This is a genomic window from Streptomyces sp. V1I1, assembly GCF_030817355.1.
Taxonomy (GTDB): domain Bacteria; phylum Actinomycetota; class Actinomycetes; order Streptomycetales; family Streptomycetaceae; genus Streptomyces.
The window spans coordinates 5,550,217-5,566,154 of sequence record NZ_JAUSZH010000001.1; the positions used below are offsets into that span (position 1 = coordinate 5,550,217).

A 15,938-nucleotide genomic window follows, 5' to 3' on the forward strand; every position below is an offset into this window, starting at 1 on the left:
CGCATGAACAAGCAGTTGCGGAACGGTGAGTTGAGGGTTGCGGCCTACGCCGTGTGCGTACGGGAGGAAGAGATCCTGCTCGCCCGCTGGGTGGCCCGCGACGGCGTCAAGAAGTGGACGCTGCCCGGCGGCGGAATGGACCACGGGGAGGACCCTCTCGACACGGTCGTCCGCGAGGTCGAGGAGGAGACCGGCTACACGGCCGAGATGACCGCGCTGCTCGGCCTCGACTCCATCCGCCGCCGGTATCCGCGCAACCTCGGTAGGTTCGCCGACTTCCAGGGGCTGCGCATCGTGTACGAGGGCCGGATCACCGGAGGCGAGCTGCGCCATGAGACGAACGGGTCCACGGACCTGGCCGCCTGGCATCCGCTGGCCGCGGTGACCGGACTGGAGCGGGTCGAACTCGTCGACATCGGGCTGGAGTTGTGGCGCTCCAGGCCCCCGGTGGGCCGGATCGCCGGAAACGGCCGATAGTCGCTCAACTCTTCTGCCCCGGGCAACGCCGCACGCTCCCCCCGAGTCCTGTCAGCCGACCTCAGCCGTAGAGCAAGTCGGAGACAGGAGACAGGCATGTCAGTACGCATGGTCCGGACGGCGTTGGCGGGAGCGGTGGCGATGGCGGCCGTGGCCACTGCCGCCCTGGTGACCCCCGCCGCGGCGGACAGCCGGACGGGCGAGCCCCGTCACGGCAGCCACCGCAGCACCCAGCAGGCGATCGAGGCCGCCGTGCGCGACGGAGTGCCCGGAGTCGTCGCCCAGGCGCGCGACCGCGACGGCACCTGGAACGGCACAGCCGGCGTCGCGAACCTGCGGACCGGGCGCGAGCGCCTCCCGCAGGACCGCTACCGCGTCGGGTCCATCACCAAGACCTTCGTCGCCACGGTCGTGCTCCAGCTGGAGGCCGAAGGCAGACTGAGCCTGGAGGACACCGTGGACCGCTGGCTCCCCGGCCTGGTGCGCGGCCACGGCCACGACGGACGCCGGATCACCCTGAGGCAACTCCTCAACCACACCAGCGGGATCTACAACTACACCGACGACCAGGGCTTCCTGGAGAAGGTCTTCGGCGACGGCTTCTTCCAGCACCGCTACGACACCTGGAGCCCGCGGCAGCTCGTAGGGCTCGCGGCGGAGCATGAACCCTACTTCGCGCCCGGCGCGGGCTGGCATTACTCCAACACCAACTACGTCCTTGCCGGGATGGTCGTCGAGAAGGCGACGGGACGTTCGTACGCATCCGAGATCGAGCGCCGGATCCTGCGCCCGCTCTCGCTGCGCGCCACCTCCGTGCCCGGGACCGAGGCCCGGATGCCGCGCCCCAGCGGCCGGGCCTACTCGAAACTGTCCGAGGACCCGAAGGCGAAGATCCACGATGTGACCGAACTGAACCCGTCGGCCGCCTGGTCGGCAGGCGAGATGATCTCCGACTCCGCCGATCTGCAGCGTTTCTACCGGGCGCTGCTGAAGGGGAAGTTGCTGCCGCGGAAGCAGCTGCGGGAGATGACCAGCACCGTCCCGGTGCACCCGAAGGAGCCGGACATCCGCTACGGCCTCGGCCTGATGCAGGTCAAGACGGGCTGCGGCACGGAAGTCTGGGGCCACGGGGGCGGGATCCACGGTTCCTCGTCCGAGGCGCTCACCACGCGGGACGCGAGCCACTCACTCGCGCTGAACTTCAACGGCGACTGGTCGGGGGACAGCTGGGCGATCGTGGAGGCGGAGTTCTGCGGCTGAGGCGGTGACGCGGCCGACGCGGCAGACGGCTCAGCGTCAGCGCGGGAGCACCATCACATAGGCGGCGGGATCGCGGTCCGGCGCCGCCATCAGGGCCGTGCGGACCACGGTCGCCTGCTGCTCCGGCGACTCCCGCAGTCTCCTCGGCGTGAGGTGTACGACGGTGATGCCGAGCCGCTCCAACTGCTCGCGCTTGCGGACGTACTCCGACCAGAGGGCGTCCCCGTCGTTGCGCGGCGCACGGGTGTCCAGCTCGACGGCGACGGCCTGCTCGGGCCAGTAGGCGTCGACGCTTCCGAGGTGCGGGCCGCCGGGGAGGCGCAGGTCGACGTTCCACAGGGGGTTGGGGAGCCCGTGCGTATACACCAGGTCGTACAGCCGTTGCTCGGCGATGGTCCGCGCCTCGGCGAGCAGCGAATCCACGGCGTCCACGACGTGAGGGAGGGAGAGCAGCCGTGCGCGACTCAACTCCTTGAGTACGGCGGCGGCTTCGCAGTGCCTGCCGCTGACCGCCTCGGTGAGCAGCCGGCGTACGGCACTGGCGTCGGCGAGCTGCGCTACTGCGTCCGCGAGGGCGCGGGGCACGGGCGCGACGGGCACGCCGGTGATCTCTTCCGGTCTCGGCAGCGTGTGCGTCCGTACGAGCCGGGCGCACCCGGTCGACCGCAGCCGCCGGGTGCGGGGCACGAGGACGTCGATCCGGTCGAGGGAGAGGAGCGGCGGGGCGGAGGAGAACCGGTGCAGGGCGAGGGCGGCGAGTCCGGTGACCATGGCTTCGCCGTAAGGGGGCGCGGCGGGCGTCCCCTGGGGCTCGCCCTGGGCGGGAAGGGCCGGCCGCCCCGCGTAGAGGAGGGCGCCGTGCAGCCGCTCCTCGCTGGTGGGCGGCCCGGGGTGGAGGAGATACACACCGGGCAGCAGCGACTGCCATGGCCCGCCCGGCAGGCACTGCGAGGTGATGCGGGCGGTGGAGATCCCGTGCGCACGCAGCTGGGCTGCGGACAGTACGCGGCGCTGCACCTCGGAGAGGTGGCTGAGAGGGAGGGGGGAGAGCGGGGTGTTGTGGTTCATGCGACGGGGATGCCCGCGGGGGACCGGGTGGCTAACCGCTGTTACAAGCCCGTCGACAATTCGGGACAAGCTCGCCCTAAAGTACGGACGTTCGACTGCCGATCAGCCGCCCCGACGATCAAGGTACGGGGTGCTCTTTTCCCACCCCGTCCCTTCCCGTAACTGGGGCTCCGCCCCAGACCCCGCGCCTCAAACTCCCTCCGGACGAAGTCTGGGGGAGATTGAGGACACGCCCGACGGTGCCCCCGCACCCGCACCCCCACGATTACCTCACCCCGCCGGGGTCGGGGGCAGCGCCCCAAACGCACCCCCGCTGCACCCGCACCCGGCCCCGGTGAACCCCTACGCGCCCGCACCCTCATCGCACGCCTGGGCCCGCAGCGCCCGTGCCATGTCGTCCCTCGCCTCCAGTACCAGCCTCCGCAGCGCCGGCGGCGCGTCCGCGTGGGACGCCAGCCACTCGTCCGTCGCGGCCAGCGTCGACTCGTCGTCCTGGAGGCTCGGGAACAGGCCCTTCACCACGTCCATGGCGATCTGGATCGACCGCTCCGCCCACACCCGCTCGATCGCGTCGAAGTATTTCGACACGTACGGCGCGAGCAACTCCCGCTGCCCCGGCTGCACAAAGCCCGAAATGGTCGCCTCCACCAGCGCGTTGGACAGCGAGTCCGACTCGACGACCTGCGCCCACGCCTGGGCCTTCACCGCCGCCGACGGCCGCGCCGCCAGGCAGCGGACCTGGTGGCGCTTGCCCGACGCCGTGTCGTCGCGAGCCAGTTCCGCCGCGATGACCGACTCGTCCGCCACTCCGTGCGCGGCCAGCGGCAGCAGGAACGCCCAGCGCAGCTCCTGGTCCACCTCAAGGCCGTCGATCCTCGCGGTACCGTCCAACAGCCCCTGCAGTAGCTGCAGATCCGCCGCCGACGTCGCCGCCGCCGCGAAGAACCGCGCCCACGTCAGCTGGTGCTGGCTCCCCGGCTCGCCCAGCCGCAGCTCACGCAGCGCACCCTCCGCCAGCAGCCGTCCGCCCTCCTCGCGCCACGCGGGCGCGGCGTAGTGCTCCAGCGCGGAACGCGCCCACGCGTGCAGCATCTGCAGCACCCCGATGTCCGACTCGCGCCCCGCGAACCGCAGCACCAGGTCGATGAAGTCCCGCGCCGGCATCAGCGCGTCCCGCGTCAGATTCCACAGTGCCGACCAGCTCAGCGCCCGCGGCAGCGGGTCCGTGATGTCGCCCAGGTGCGCCCGCAGCGTCGCCAGAGAGCCCTCGTCGAAGCGGATCTTGCAGTACGTCAGATCCTCGTCGTTGACCAGGATCAGCTCCGGCTTCTCCGCCCCGGTCAGCCCCTCCACGACCGTCCGCGGCCCGGCGACGTCCACCTCGGCCCGCGCGTACCGCACCAGATCCGCGTCCTGGCGCCGGTACAGGCCCACCGCCACCCGGTGCGGCCGCAGCTCCGGATGGGAGGCGGCGGCCTCCTGGACGACCGCGAGCTCCGTGATCCGGTCACCCGCGTCATAAGTGACCACCGGCGTCAGGGAGTTGACCCCGGCCGTCTCCAGCCAGGACCGCGACCACGTCGCCATGTCCCGCCCGGACGTCTCCTCCAGCACCGCCAGCAGATCGCCAAGACGCGTGTTCCCGTACGCATGGCGCTTGAAGTAGCGCCGCGCGCCCTCCAGGAACGCGTCCTGCCCGACGTACGCCACGAGCTGCTTCAGCACACTCGCCCCCTTCGCGTACGTGATCCCGTCGAAGTTGAGCTTCGCGTCCTCCAGATCACGGATGTCGGCCGTGATCGGATGGGTCGACGGCAGCTGGTCCGCGCGGTACGCCCACGACTTGCGGTTGTTGGCGAAGGTGATCCAGCCGTTGGTGAACCGCGTCGCCCCCACCATCGAGAACGAGCCCATGAAGTCGGCGAAGGACTCCTTCAGCCACAGGTCGTCCCACCACACCATGGTGACCAGATCGCCGAACCACATGTGCGCCATCTCGTGGAGGATGACGTTCGCGCGGCGCTCGTACGACGCCTGTGTCACCTTCCCCCGGAAGATGAACTCCTCGCGGAAGGTCACACACCCCGGGTTCTCCATCGCGCCGATGTTGTATTCGGGCACGAACGCCTGGTCGTACTTCCCGAAGGGGTACGGGTAGTCGAAGTGGTCGTGGAAGAAGTCCAGTCCCTGCTTCGTCACCAGGAAGATGTCGTCCGCGTCGAAATGCCTGGCGAGCCCCTTGCGGCACATCGCCCCCAGCGGGATCTTCAGCGTCGTACCGTCGTCGAACGTCCGCGTGTAGACATCGGTCTCGTAGTGGTACGGACCGGCCACGACCGCCGTGATGTACGTGGAGATCGGCTTCGTCTCCGCGAACCGCCACACCCCGTCCTCGCCCAGCGCGCCCTCGCCGTTGCTCCAGACACTCCAGCCCGCGGGTGCGGTCACCTCGAAGCGGAACGGCGCCTTGAGGTCGGGCTGTTCAAAGTTGACGAAGACCCGGCGCGCGTCGGCCGGCTCGTACTGTGTGTAGAGGTAGACCTCGCCGTCCTCCGGGTCGACGAAGCGGTGCAGCCCCTCACCCGTACGGCTGTACGCGCACTGTGCGTCCACGACCAGCACGTTCTCCGCGGCCAGGCCGTCCAGGGCGATCCGCGAGCCGTCGAAGACGGCGGCCGGGTCCAGTTTCTCGCCGTTCAGCGTCACGGCCGTCACCGCCGGTGCCAGCAGATCCGCGAAGGTCGGGGTGCCCGGCTCCGCGCAGCGGAAGCGGATCGTCGTCACCGAACGGAAGGTGCGCGGCCCGGCGCCCTGGGGGGCCTCCCCGACCGCGGAACGCAGATCGAGGGCCACCTCGTACCCGTCGACGGATACCAGCTCGGCCCGCCTACGGGCCTCGTCGCGGGACAGATTCTCACCGGGCACGGGCACTCCTTTGTGTCTCGTTCGAACAGGACCGATCCTCCCATGTGCACCTGGCACGCGATATCCGGGAATCGGCCGGTCACCGGTGGGCGTTGCCTGTTCGAGGCACACGCGACGTTCCCCACGAGGAGAGACATGTCCGAGAACGGCAAGCCCGGCCAGCCCGGCAAGACCCCCGTCGACTTCTGGTTCGACCCCCTGTGCCCGTGGGCCTGGATGACCTCCCGCTGGATGCTTGAGGTGGAGAAGGTCCGCGACGTCGAGGTCCGCTGGCATGTGATGAGCCTCGCCGTGCTGAACGAGCCCAAGCTGGACGAGCTCCCGGAGCAGTACCGCGAGGGCTTGAAGCAGGCGTGGGGCCCGGTCCGTGTCGTGATCGCCGCGCAGCAGAAGCACGGCGACGAGGTCCTCGGCGAGCTCTACACCGCGCTCGGCACCCGCTTCCACAACCGCGGCGAGGGCGCGACCCGCGAGGCGATCGCGGCGGCGCTGGACGAGGTCGGCCTGCCTCCCGAGCTGATCGAGTATGCCGACTCCGACGCGTACGACACGGAGCTGCGTGCCTCCCACAAGGAGGGCATCGACAAGGTCGGCCAGGACGTCGGCACCCCGGTCATCGCGGTCCCGGGCTCGGACGGGCAGCAGATCGCCTTCTTCGGCCCGGTGGTCACGCCGGCCCCGAAGGGCGAGGAGGCGGCGAAGCTGTGGGACGGGACGCTGATGGTGGCGTCCATCCCGGGCTTCTACGAGATCAAGCGGACCCGCACCCAGGGCCCCATTTTCGACTGACCCGACCCGACCCGACCCGGGTGCGGGCCGAGGGGCGCGCGCATGGAAGGACCCCCGCGAGTCACGTCCTCGCGGGGGTCCTTCGTTACTCCGCCTGCAAGTGAAGGTTGAGAAGACGATCACGAGCAGGACGCTCATAGGGTGCTACGGGTGCTACGGGTGCTACGGGTGCTACGGGTGCTACGGCGCGAGCAGCAGGTTGTGCGCGCGCTGCTTCGCGGACGCGTAACGCTTCGCCACGTCCTGCCAGTTGACGACCTTCCACATCGCCTCGATGAAGTCCACCTTCTGGTTCTTGTACTGCAGATAGAAGGCGTGCTCCCAGGCGTCGAAGACCAGGATCGGGACCGAGCCCTGCCCGACGTTGCCCTGGTGGTCGTAGATCTGCTCGACGATCAGGCGGCCGCTGACCGGCTCGTAGGCGAGAACGCCCCAGCCCGAGCCCTGCGTGGTCGCGGAGGCCTTTGTCAGCTGCGACTTGAACTTGGCGAAGGAGCCGAAGGACTCGGCGATCGCGTCAGCGAGCTCGCCGACGCCGTCCTTCTCCAGCGGCTCGCCGCCGCCGTCGCCCGTCATGTTGTGCCAGTAGATCGAGTGCAGGATGTGGCCGGAGAGGTGGAACGCGAGGTTCTTCTCCAGGCCGTTGATCGCGCCCCAGGCTTCCTTGTCGCGCGCCTCCTCGAGCTGCTCGAGGGTGTCGTTGGCGCCCTTGACGTAGGCGGCGTGGTGCTTGTCGTGGTGGAGCTCGATGATCTGCGGGTTGATGACCGGCTCGAGCGCCGCGTAGTCATAGGGGAGTTCAGGAAGCGTGTAAGTGGCCATGTCTGTCCGGTCCCTCCGGCTGCTTATTGCACATCTTATGCAAGTGCACGCTAGCAGCAGGAGGGCCGGGTCATGATCAGGCGCTGGTCCTAGGACCTCGGGTCGTTCGCCTCGCTTCTGGCGATCACCGCGAGGTCCGGGAAGTCCGTGACGACCGCGTCCACACCGAGGCCGTAGTGCAGGGCGTACTCGGCGAAGGCGTCACCGAACTCGATCGGGTTGGTGCCGCGCCGCAGCGCGGCCGGCAGGAACTGGTTCTCCGCGCGGAAGGTGTACGCGCCGACCTTCAACCCTGCCGCGTGCGCGTCCGTCAGCAGCGGGGACGGCGGAACCACCGACGACTTGTCCGGGCCGATCCAGTCCGCGTACTCGGCGATCTCCCGCAGCCCGGCCGGGGTCATCATCTGCACGTACGTCGTGGTGTGGGCGTACGGACCGCCGGACGTGCCCAGCGCCTGCCAGAGCGGGAGGCGCAGCCGCGCGTCGGCGATGCGCAGCAGGCTGGAGGGTTCGAAGGACTGGACGACGCACTCGCGGGCATTGAGGCGGCTTTGCCGCACGACGCGTACGAGCTCCGGCTCCAGCGGGAGGCCGATGGAGCGGAAGTACGTCGGGTGCTTGGTCTCCGGGAACACGGCGATCCGACGCCCGTGCTGCCGGGAGAGCCTGCGGGCCAGGTCGACGACCTCCTGGAAGGTCATGATCTGCTGGGTGCCGTCGAAGACGGTGTTGCGGTTACGGACCAGCGGCAGCCGCTCCACGGCCCGCAGGGTCTTCAGCTCGGCGAGCGTGAAGTCCTCGGTGAACCAGCCGGTCACCGCGCGCCCGTCGACTGTCTTCGTGGTGCGGCGCTCCGCGAACTCCGGATGCTTCGCGACCTCCGTCGTCTGCGAGATCTCGTTCTCGTGCCGGACGACCAGCACATGGTCCTTGGTGGGGACGAGGTCCGGCTCGATCCAGTCGGCGCCGGCCTGGACGGCGAAGGTGTACGAGGCCGCGGTGTGCTCGGGCCGCCATCCGGCCGAACCGCGGTGGCCGATCACCAACGGCCGTGCGGACTCGGGCTGTTGACGGGCCTGGGCCGCCGCGGCGGGCAAGGCGGACACGGTGGTCGCGGCGGTCGCCGCGCCGGCCGCGAGAAGGATCGAGCGGCGTCTCGGCAGTGCGGGCATGCGGGTCTCCCTCGTCGGTTCCCGGTCGTGGGGGGCGCTGTGCACCACGCTCCCGACGACGGGTTGCGGCAGAGGGGACTCAGGGTGTCCGGGTCATGTCCTCAAGCGCCGGACGGGCTTGAAAATCAAGCCCGTTGGGGGTCCCCCCGGACGAAGTCCGGGGGGAGCTTGAGGACAGAAGCGGCCGCCGGACGGCCCCGGCTTACCCCTTGCCGACCTCCGCGTCGACCGCCTCCGCCTGCACGTCCCCCTTCGCCGCCACCGCGACCTGACGGATGTACCCCACGACGGCCAGCGCCAGCACCAGCCCACCCGTGTAGTACAGCTGCGTACGCGTATCCGCCTCCCGCGCCATCAGCACGAACACCGCCGCCATGCCCGCCAGCGCCACCCACGTCAGCCCCGGGTACAGCCACATCTTCACGACCAGCTTCTCCGGCGCCTCGCGCTCCAGCTTGCGGCGGAGCACCAGTTGGGAGACGGCGATGAAGATCCAGACGACCAGGATCACCGCGCCGATCATGTTGAGCAGCCACATGAAGACGTCGTTGGGCCGCCAGTAGCTGAGCAGCACGCAGGCGAAGCCGAAGACGGAGGACACCAGGACGGCGATGCGCGGGACACCGCCGAAGACCTTGCCCAGCGCCTTCGGGCCCTGGCCGCGGGCCACCAGCGAGCAAGCCATGCGGGAGGCGCCGTAGACGTTGGCGTTCATCGCCGAGAGCAGGGCGACCAGCACGACCACGTTCATGATCTGGCCGGCGGCGGGGATACCCAGGTGGTCGAGGGTCGCGACGTACGGGCCCTTCTCGACGACCTTCGGGTCGCCCCACGGCACGAGGGTCACGATGACCGCCATCGAGCCGATGTAGAAGAGCGCGATACGCCACATCGCCGTACGCACGGCCTTGGCGACACCCTTGACCGGCTGCTCGGACTCGGCCGCCGCGATGGTGACCGTCTCCAGGCCGCCGTACGCGAAGACGGAGGCGAGCAGACCGACGACGAGGCCCTCGGAGCCGTTGGGCATGAAGCCGCCGTCGCCCGTGAGGTTGGCGGTGCCGGGGGCGTCGGTGCCCGGCAGGATGCCGAGGATCGCCAGTACGCCGATGCCCAGGAAGAGGGCGATCGCGCCGACCTTGAGGGCGGCGAACCAGAACTCGAACTCGCCGAAGTTCTTCACAGCCGCCAGGTTGGTGGCACAGAACACCAGCATGAACAGGGCGACCCACGCCCACTCCGGAGTGCCGGGCAGCCAGCCAGTCATGATCTTGGCGGCGCCGATGCCTTCGAGGCCGACGGCCACACAGAGCAGGAACCAGAATGCCCAGCCCGCGGTGAAGCCGGCCCAGGGGCCGATCGCCCGCTCGGCGTGCACGGAGAAGGAGCCGGATGCCGGGTTGGCCGCCGACATCTCGCCGAGCATGCGCATCACGAGCATGACGAGCAGGCCCGAAATCGCATAGGCGATGACGATCGAGGGTCCGGCAGCGGCGATGCCCGCGCCGGATCCGACGAAGAGTCCGGCGCCGATGACGCCGCCGAGAGCGATCATCGAAAGATGGCGTTGCTTGAGTCCGTGCGAGAGCGGCGCGTCGACCGGCTGGTCGACGGGCGCGGGCGCGGAAGTCCGAGACATGGGGGTGCCCTGTTCAGTAGCTGAGAGAGGGAGTGAGAACAGTCTGGGCACGCGCCCGGTTACAGGGAGCGGATGTCCGCTATACGGGCACGATGCTCACACAAGGTGAACACTCACACACGTCGCGCCCGAACCTCTCGCAACCGATGGTTTGGTGGGACTCCACAGTCTCCCCAGGCTCGGCTCCGCTGTGCAAAACGGGCCGACTCGGCTCCGGCCTCAGTGACGAGCGTCACGCCAACTCACGCATGGCGGGCCACCTTTGTGCGAACCCGACCAAGCAGCAGAGTCGGCCTTTGTCGCCGCCTGACGGTGATCGAGCGATTCCCGGTCGGCTACCGTCAGCCTGTCCTTACCAGCCCTCACCTTTCGCGGAGTCCCGATGAGCACTGCTTCCGTCACCTCACGCCCGGGAGCGGTCCTCGCCGACCTGCTGCCTGCATCTCGTACGAAGGACATCGCGCTGGTCGTCGGCGGCGCCGCGCTCACCGGCATAGCGGCCCAGATCGCCGTCCCGGTCCCCGGCTCCCCGGTCCCCGTCTCCGGCCAGACCTTCGCGGCCCTCCTCGTCGGCACCGCGCTCGGTGCCCGCCGCGGCTTCCTCTCCCTCGGGCTCTATGCGGTGGCGGGCATGGCGGGCGTGCCGTGGTTCGCGCAGGCCACCTCCGGCTATGCGATGCCGTCCTTCGGCTACATCCTCGGCATGATGCTCGCCGCCACGGTCGTCGGCGCCCTCGCACGCCGCGGCGCCGACCGCTCCGTGCTGCGCACGGCGGGCGCGATGGCGGCCGGCTCCGTGATCATCTACGCGGTCGGTGTCCCGTACCTGGCGCTGGCCACCGGCATGACGCTGTCGCAGGCCGTCGCCGCGGGCCTCACTCCCTTCCTGATCGGGGATGCCCTGAAGGCCGCGCTGGCGATGGGCGCGCTGCCCGCGGCCTGGAAGCTCATCGACCGGCGGGGCTGACAGACGCCGCGTTGAGGACTGGGGCCCGCGACCGACCACGGCCGCGGGCCCACCTGCTTACCGTTCGTTCCTGGTCGTCCACCAGATTCCCGTGCCGCCGATCACGAGGAGCGCGAGTGCGGCCAGTCCGAGCGGCAGGGTGCCGTCCGGCGTACCGGTGCGCGGCAGCTCGGCGGCCGGCGGCTTCTCCGGCCCGAAGGGCACATTCTCGGTGCCGAGCAGTAGCGGGGTGTCAGGGGCGTTGGGCGTCGGCTGCGATGCGCCGAAGGGGACGGGTCCCTGCTGCCAGATCAGCTTCTCGCTGGTACCGGCGGTGACCGGAAGGCAGATCTTGCCGGTCTTCTGCAGATCGAAGGTCGCGGCGATCTGATACGAACGGTCCTTGCCGGCGGCGAGGTTGTCGATGACGCAGGCGAAGCCGCTGTTGGAGCCCTGGGGGAGGCGCGCCTCGGGGATGGGCACGCAGCCCTCGACGCCGGTGATCCGCATGCCGTCGAACCCGACGACGGAGAGGGTGATGGGTCCGCTGTCCTTACTCCCGCTGTTCTTGACCTTCGCTGTCACGGTGGTCTGCTCGCTCTTGTTCTTGACGGTGATCTTCCCCGGCAGCTCGGTGGTGATCTTCACGTCCGCGGGTGCGGCGGGCCCGGGGGAGCCCCCCTTGCTGCTCCCGGGCGTGGGGTCGTCGGCGGCGTGCGCGCTGACCGGAAGAGTCAGTACGACCGCCGCGATGAACGCGGTGAACGCGATGAATGCCCCCGAGGATTTTCCTGGCCTTTTCAATACCTGCATTTCCCAGCCCCCTTGATGCACATCGGACAGTGCGTACAAGAAGGGTTCCACAAGATTGCGGCGAACTATGCTGTCATGGGGGAAAGTTCATGCTTCTGTCCTGGTCACAGCAGCGTCTGACGGGGAGGAAGGGAATGCCGGGTATCCCAGGGCTATTGGTGGCAGGGCGTTACCGGCTGGACGAAAGCATTGGGCAGGGGGGAATGGGGCGGGTGTGGCGGGCGGCCGATGTAATTCTTGACCGGCCGGTCGCGGTCAAAGAGATGCGGATGGACGACGCGGACGCGGAGGACACCCGTATCCGCCGTGAACGCACCCTGCGCGAGGCGCGTGCGACCGCGCGTATCGACCACGCCAATGTGGTGCGCGTCTACGACGTGGTCGAGGAGAGCGACCGGCTGTGGATCGTGATGGAGCTCGTCGAATCCCGGTCCCTGGAACGTCTGTTGGTGGAGGACGGCCCGGTGTCCGCGCGCGAGGCCGCGCGCATCGGTCTCGGTGTGGTGGCGGCGCTGCGCGAGGTCCACGCGGTGGGGGTGCTGCACCGTGACATCAAGCCCGGCAACATCCTGCTGAGCCGGTCCGGCCGGGTGGTCCTGACGGACTTCGGCATCGCCGCGATCCAGGACGCGAAGGCACTGACGGTGGTGGGGATGCTGGTCGGCTCCCCGGACTACATGGCCCCGGAACGGGTGGGCGGCCGTCCGCAGGGCCCGGCGTCGGACCTGTGGTCGCTGGGCGCCACCCTGTGCGCGGCGGTGGCGGGCCAGTCCCCTTTCGCCCGCCCGACGACGCTGGCGACGCTCCACGCGGTGCTGTACGAGGAGCCCGAACTCCCTTCGGCAGCGGGCCCGTTGACCCCGGTACTGGCGTCGCTGCTGGTGAAGGACCCGGAGGCCCGCCCGACGCTGGACGCGCTGGAGACGTTGCTGACGAGGGCGGCCTCGGCGTACGTCCCCACACTCCTCGTCCCGCCCCCACCGCCGCCCTTGGAGCCCGCGCCCTTGGAGCCCGCGCCCTTGGAGCCCGTGCCCGCGGAGCCCTCCCCGCCCGCACCGCCGGTGGACGGCCCGACACCCGGGCCCGCCGCGCCCGCTCCCGAAGATGCGGACCCACCCGCGCCCGTGGAGGGTGAGGCAGAGCCTGCCGCGGGGCTTGCGCCGCCGGCGCCCGCGCCTGCGGGCCCGGAGGGCCGCGCAGGCTGGGGTCCCGGGGGCCTGCCCCCGGTTCAGGGAAGGAGCGGGGCGGGGGAACAAACTCCCCGCACCGAGTCCGGCGCAACCCAGGGGCCCGAAGCCCGGCCCCCCAAGCGCACCCCCATCCCCAGCCGCACCCTCATCGCAGCCGCCACCGCCGCCCTCGCCGCCGTCACCCTTGTCCTTGTCCTCGTCCTCGCATCCCATGGCCAGGACGAACACCCCGGCACCCGACTCGAAGCCACGTCGTCGCACCCCACCGTGGCCGGCACCTCCCAAGCACCCCCCACCACCCCACCCCCCGGCACCCGCAGCGAGACCGGCTTCGCCTGGGCGCCCCCCAAGGCCTGGACCCGCAGTGCGAAAAGCCCCTCCAACGTCCACTACCACTCGCCGGACGGGAAACAAGAAATCGCCGCCTCGTACGCACTCGCACGAGGCGGCGATCTCCTCACCCAATGGCAGCAGTTCGAACGCGACAGCCACGACGCCCCCGGCTACCGCAAGCTCCGCCTGGAACGCACCACCTTCCGCGGCAACCCCGCGATCATCTGGGAGTACGTCTTCACTCAGGACGGCGCACCCTGGCGCGCCAGCCAGCTCGGCTTCACCGCCGGCGGCAAGTCGTACCAGCTCAACATCTGGTACGACGCCGCCGCCCGGCGCGCCGCGCTGACCACCTACGACCGGGTGACCGAGTCCTTCACACCGCTCTGATCCAGCTCGATGTCCGCCCCGCCACGCCCGAACTTCTCACGGGCGACCGCGATCGCGATCACCACCGCCGCCACCAGCAGAGACAGCAGCACCTGATCCCGTGCGTCGCCCCCGTCGTAGACCATGTAGCCCAGCACGAAAAGGATCATCGCGATGGTCAGCCAGGTCAGATACGGGAAGAGCCACATCCGCACGACGAGCTTCTCCGGCGTCTCGCGCTGGATGATCCCGCGCATCCGCAGCTGGGTGACGCAGATGACCAGCCACACGAACAGCGCGACCGCGCCGGATGAGTTCAGCAGGAACGCGAAGACGGTGTCCGGCCACTTGTAGTTGAAGAAGACGGCGAGGAAGCCGAAGATCACGGACCCGAGAATGGCCGCCTGCGGCACGCCACGCGAGTTCGTACGGGCGAAGGCCTTCGGCGCATCGCCACGCTGCCCGAGCGAGAACGCCATCCGGGAGGCGGTGTAGAGCCCGGAGTTGAGACACGACAGGACTGCAGTCAGCACGATCACGTTCATGATCTGGCCGGCGTGCGCGATGCCGATCGAGTCGAGGGCGGCGACGTACGAGCCCTTGTCGATGATCGACTTGTCGTTCCACGGCAGCAGCGTCAGCACCACGAAGATGGAGCCCAGGTAGAAGACGCCGATCCGCCAGATCACGCTGTTCGTCGCCTTGGTGACCGCGCGCTGCGGGTCCTCGGACTCACCGGCGGCCAGGGTCACGATCTCGCTGCCCATGAAGGAGAAGACGACCATCAGCACACCGGTCAGGATCGCGCCCGCGCCGTTCGGCAGGAATCCGCCGGCGTCGGTGAGGTGTGCGAAGCCCGCACCGGGGTTGTCCGAGCCGGGCAGCATCCCGAAGACCGCGAGTACACCGATCAGTACGAACGCGCTGATCGCGACGACCTTGATGCCCGCGAACCAGAACTCGAACTCTCCGTACGACGACACCGATGCGAGGTTCGTCGCCGTCAGCACGACCATCACGATCAGCGCCCAGCCCCACTGCGGGACCGCCGGCATCCAGCTTTCGAGGATCTTCGCTCCGGCCGTCGCCTCGACGGCCAGCACCACGACCCAGAAGAACCAGTACAGCCAGCCGATCGAGAACCCGGCCCAGCGGCCGAGCGCCCGGTCCGCGTAGGCGGAGAAGGAGCCGGATGTCGGGTTGGCGGCGGCCATCTCACCGAGCATCCGCATCACGAAGACGACCAGCGCGCCCACGAGTGCGTATGACAGAAGGATGGCCGGGCCTGCCGCGGCGATACCGGAACTGGAGCCGACGAACAGGCCTGCGCCGATCACGCCGCCGATGGCGATCATGGACAGGTGGCGGTTCTTGAGACCGGCCTGGAGACCGTCGGAGGACTGCGGGTTCCCGGGTGTTTCGGGCTTTCCGCCTTCCTTCGTGAGGGTCTGCTGCGAGGTCATGGACGATTCCTTAGGTTCGAGAGCACTCGGGTTACGAGCCCCCGCATTCAAACCTGCGACACCTGATGACGGAAGACCCGTCTCCGTATCGTTAGGTCGATGCGATAAGCGGAAGGCCCGCGACGCTGACTGGTCCGGACCCCGCTGACCGCTACCCAGCACCGTGCGTGCCACACTCGGACCATGCGCGTGTACCTCGGCTCCGACCATGCCGGCTTCGAACTCAAGAACCACCTCGTCGAGTGGCTCACGGCCCATGGCCACGAGCCCGTCGACTGCGGCCCCCACATCTACGACGCCCAGGACGACTACCCGCCGTTCTGCCTGCGTGCCGCCGAGAAGACCGCCGCGGACCCGGACAGCCTCGGCATCGTGATCGGCGGCTCCGGCAATGGCGAGCAGATCGCCGCGAACAAGGTCAAGGGCGTGCGTGCCGCGCTCGCCTGGAGCGAGCAGACGGCCGCACTCGGCCGTGAGCACAACGACGCCAACGTCGTCGCCGTCGGCGGCCGGATGCACACGCTGGAGGAGTCGACGAAGTTCGTCGAGATCTTCCTCACGACGCCGTACTCGGGTGAGGAGCGTCACACCCGGCGCATCGAGATGCTCACGGCGTACGAGACGACCGGCGAGCTCCCCCCGATCCCGGCGCACCACCCGCAGCAGGGCTGA

Annotated in this window: 13 protein-coding genes; 6 read left to right on the forward strand and 7 right to left on the reverse strand. The window is 69.5% G+C overall.

Annotated features, from left to right (window positions below; translation table 11 throughout):
* Positions 1–3: 3 nt before the first annotated feature.
* A complete protein-coding gene (locus tag QFZ67_RS26090) occupies positions 4–477 on the forward strand; it encodes an NUDIX hydrolase (RefSeq protein ID WP_307663498.1) in 474 nt (157 codons plus the stop codon).
* 96 nt (positions 478–573) lie between these two features.
* Positions 574–1,737, forward strand: a complete 1,164-nt coding sequence (locus tag QFZ67_RS26095; RefSeq protein WP_307663499.1) for a serine hydrolase — start codon at positions 574–576, stop codon at positions 1,735–1,737.
* A gap of 36 nt (positions 1,738–1,773) precedes the next feature.
* Here QFZ67_RS26095 and QFZ67_RS26100 read toward each other — a convergent pair whose 3' ends face one another.
* Both QFZ67_RS26100 and pepN read right to left on the reverse strand, forming a co-directional pair.
* Entirely contained in the window at positions 1,774–2,805 is a 1,032-nt protein-coding gene (locus tag QFZ67_RS26100) for a hypothetical protein (protein ID WP_307663500.1), read from the reverse strand.
* Positions 2,806–3,147: 342 nt separating this feature from the next.
* On the reverse strand, positions 3,148–5,730 hold the full coding sequence (gene pepN / locus QFZ67_RS26105) for an aminopeptidase N (RefSeq protein ID WP_307663501.1): 2,583 nt from the start codon (positions 5,728–5,730) through the stop codon (positions 3,148–3,150).
* Between the two features lie 135 nt (positions 5,731–5,865).
* Between pepN and QFZ67_RS26110 the strand changes: the two genes are divergently transcribed.
* Complete coding sequence (locus tag QFZ67_RS26110; protein ID WP_307663502.1) at positions 5,866–6,519, forward strand: DsbA family protein; 654 nt, start codon at positions 5,866–5,868, stop codon at positions 6,517–6,519.
* 180 nt (positions 6,520–6,699) lie between these two features.
* Here QFZ67_RS26110 and QFZ67_RS26115 read toward each other — a convergent pair whose 3' ends face one another.
* The 3 genes from QFZ67_RS26115 to QFZ67_RS26125 form a co-directional block, all read right to left on the reverse strand.
* The gene (locus QFZ67_RS26115) at positions 6,700–7,341 is read right to left on the reverse strand and encodes a superoxide dismutase (RefSeq protein WP_307663503.1); all 642 of its coding nucleotides are present in this window, start codon (positions 7,339–7,341) and stop codon (positions 6,700–6,702) included.
* An 89-nt stretch (positions 7,342–7,430) separates the two neighbouring features.
* A complete protein-coding gene (locus QFZ67_RS26120) occupies positions 7,431–8,513 on the reverse strand; it encodes a glycerophosphodiester phosphodiesterase family protein (RefSeq protein WP_307663504.1) in 1,083 nt (360 codons plus the stop codon).
* A 202-nt stretch (positions 8,514–8,715) separates the two neighbouring features.
* A complete protein-coding gene (locus tag QFZ67_RS26125; protein WP_307663505.1) occupies positions 8,716–10,152 on the reverse strand; it encodes an amino acid permease in 1,437 nt (478 codons plus the stop codon).
* Between the two features lie 382 nt (positions 10,153–10,534).
* Here QFZ67_RS26125 and QFZ67_RS26130 point away from each other — a divergent pair, with 382 nt between their 5' ends.
* The gene (locus QFZ67_RS26130) at positions 10,535–11,119 is read left to right on the forward strand and encodes a biotin transporter BioY (RefSeq protein ID WP_307663506.1); all 585 of its coding nucleotides are present in this window, start codon (positions 10,535–10,537) and stop codon (positions 11,117–11,119) included.
* Positions 11,120–11,176: 57 nt separating this feature from the next.
* On the opposite strand, the gene QFZ67_RS26135 is transcribed toward QFZ67_RS26130, so the two are convergent.
* The gene (locus QFZ67_RS26135) at positions 11,177–11,911 is read right to left on the reverse strand and encodes a hypothetical protein (protein ID WP_307663507.1); all 735 of its coding nucleotides are present in this window, start codon (positions 11,909–11,911) and stop codon (positions 11,177–11,179) included.
* A gap of 203 nt (positions 11,912–12,114) precedes the next feature.
* On the opposite strand from QFZ67_RS26135, the gene QFZ67_RS26140 reads away from it, so the two are divergent.
* Complete coding sequence (locus QFZ67_RS26140; RefSeq protein ID WP_373430242.1) at positions 12,115–13,824, forward strand: serine/threonine-protein kinase; 1,710 nt, start codon at positions 12,115–12,117, stop codon at positions 13,822–13,824.
* On the opposite strand, the gene QFZ67_RS26145 is transcribed toward QFZ67_RS26140, so the two are convergent.
* The gene (locus QFZ67_RS26145; RefSeq protein WP_307663508.1) at positions 13,788–15,266 is read right to left on the reverse strand and encodes an amino acid permease; all 1,479 of its coding nucleotides are present in this window, start codon (positions 15,264–15,266) and stop codon (positions 13,788–13,790) included. The two genes, QFZ67_RS26140 and QFZ67_RS26145, sit on opposite strands and share 37 nt — an antisense overlap.
* 183 nt (positions 15,267–15,449) lie before the next feature.
* Here QFZ67_RS26145 and QFZ67_RS26150 point away from each other — a divergent pair, with 183 nt between their 5' ends.
* Positions 15,450–15,938, forward strand: coding sequence for a ribose-5-phosphate isomerase (locus QFZ67_RS26150; protein ID WP_307663509.1), 489 nt, complete (start codon positions 15,450–15,452; stop codon positions 15,936–15,938).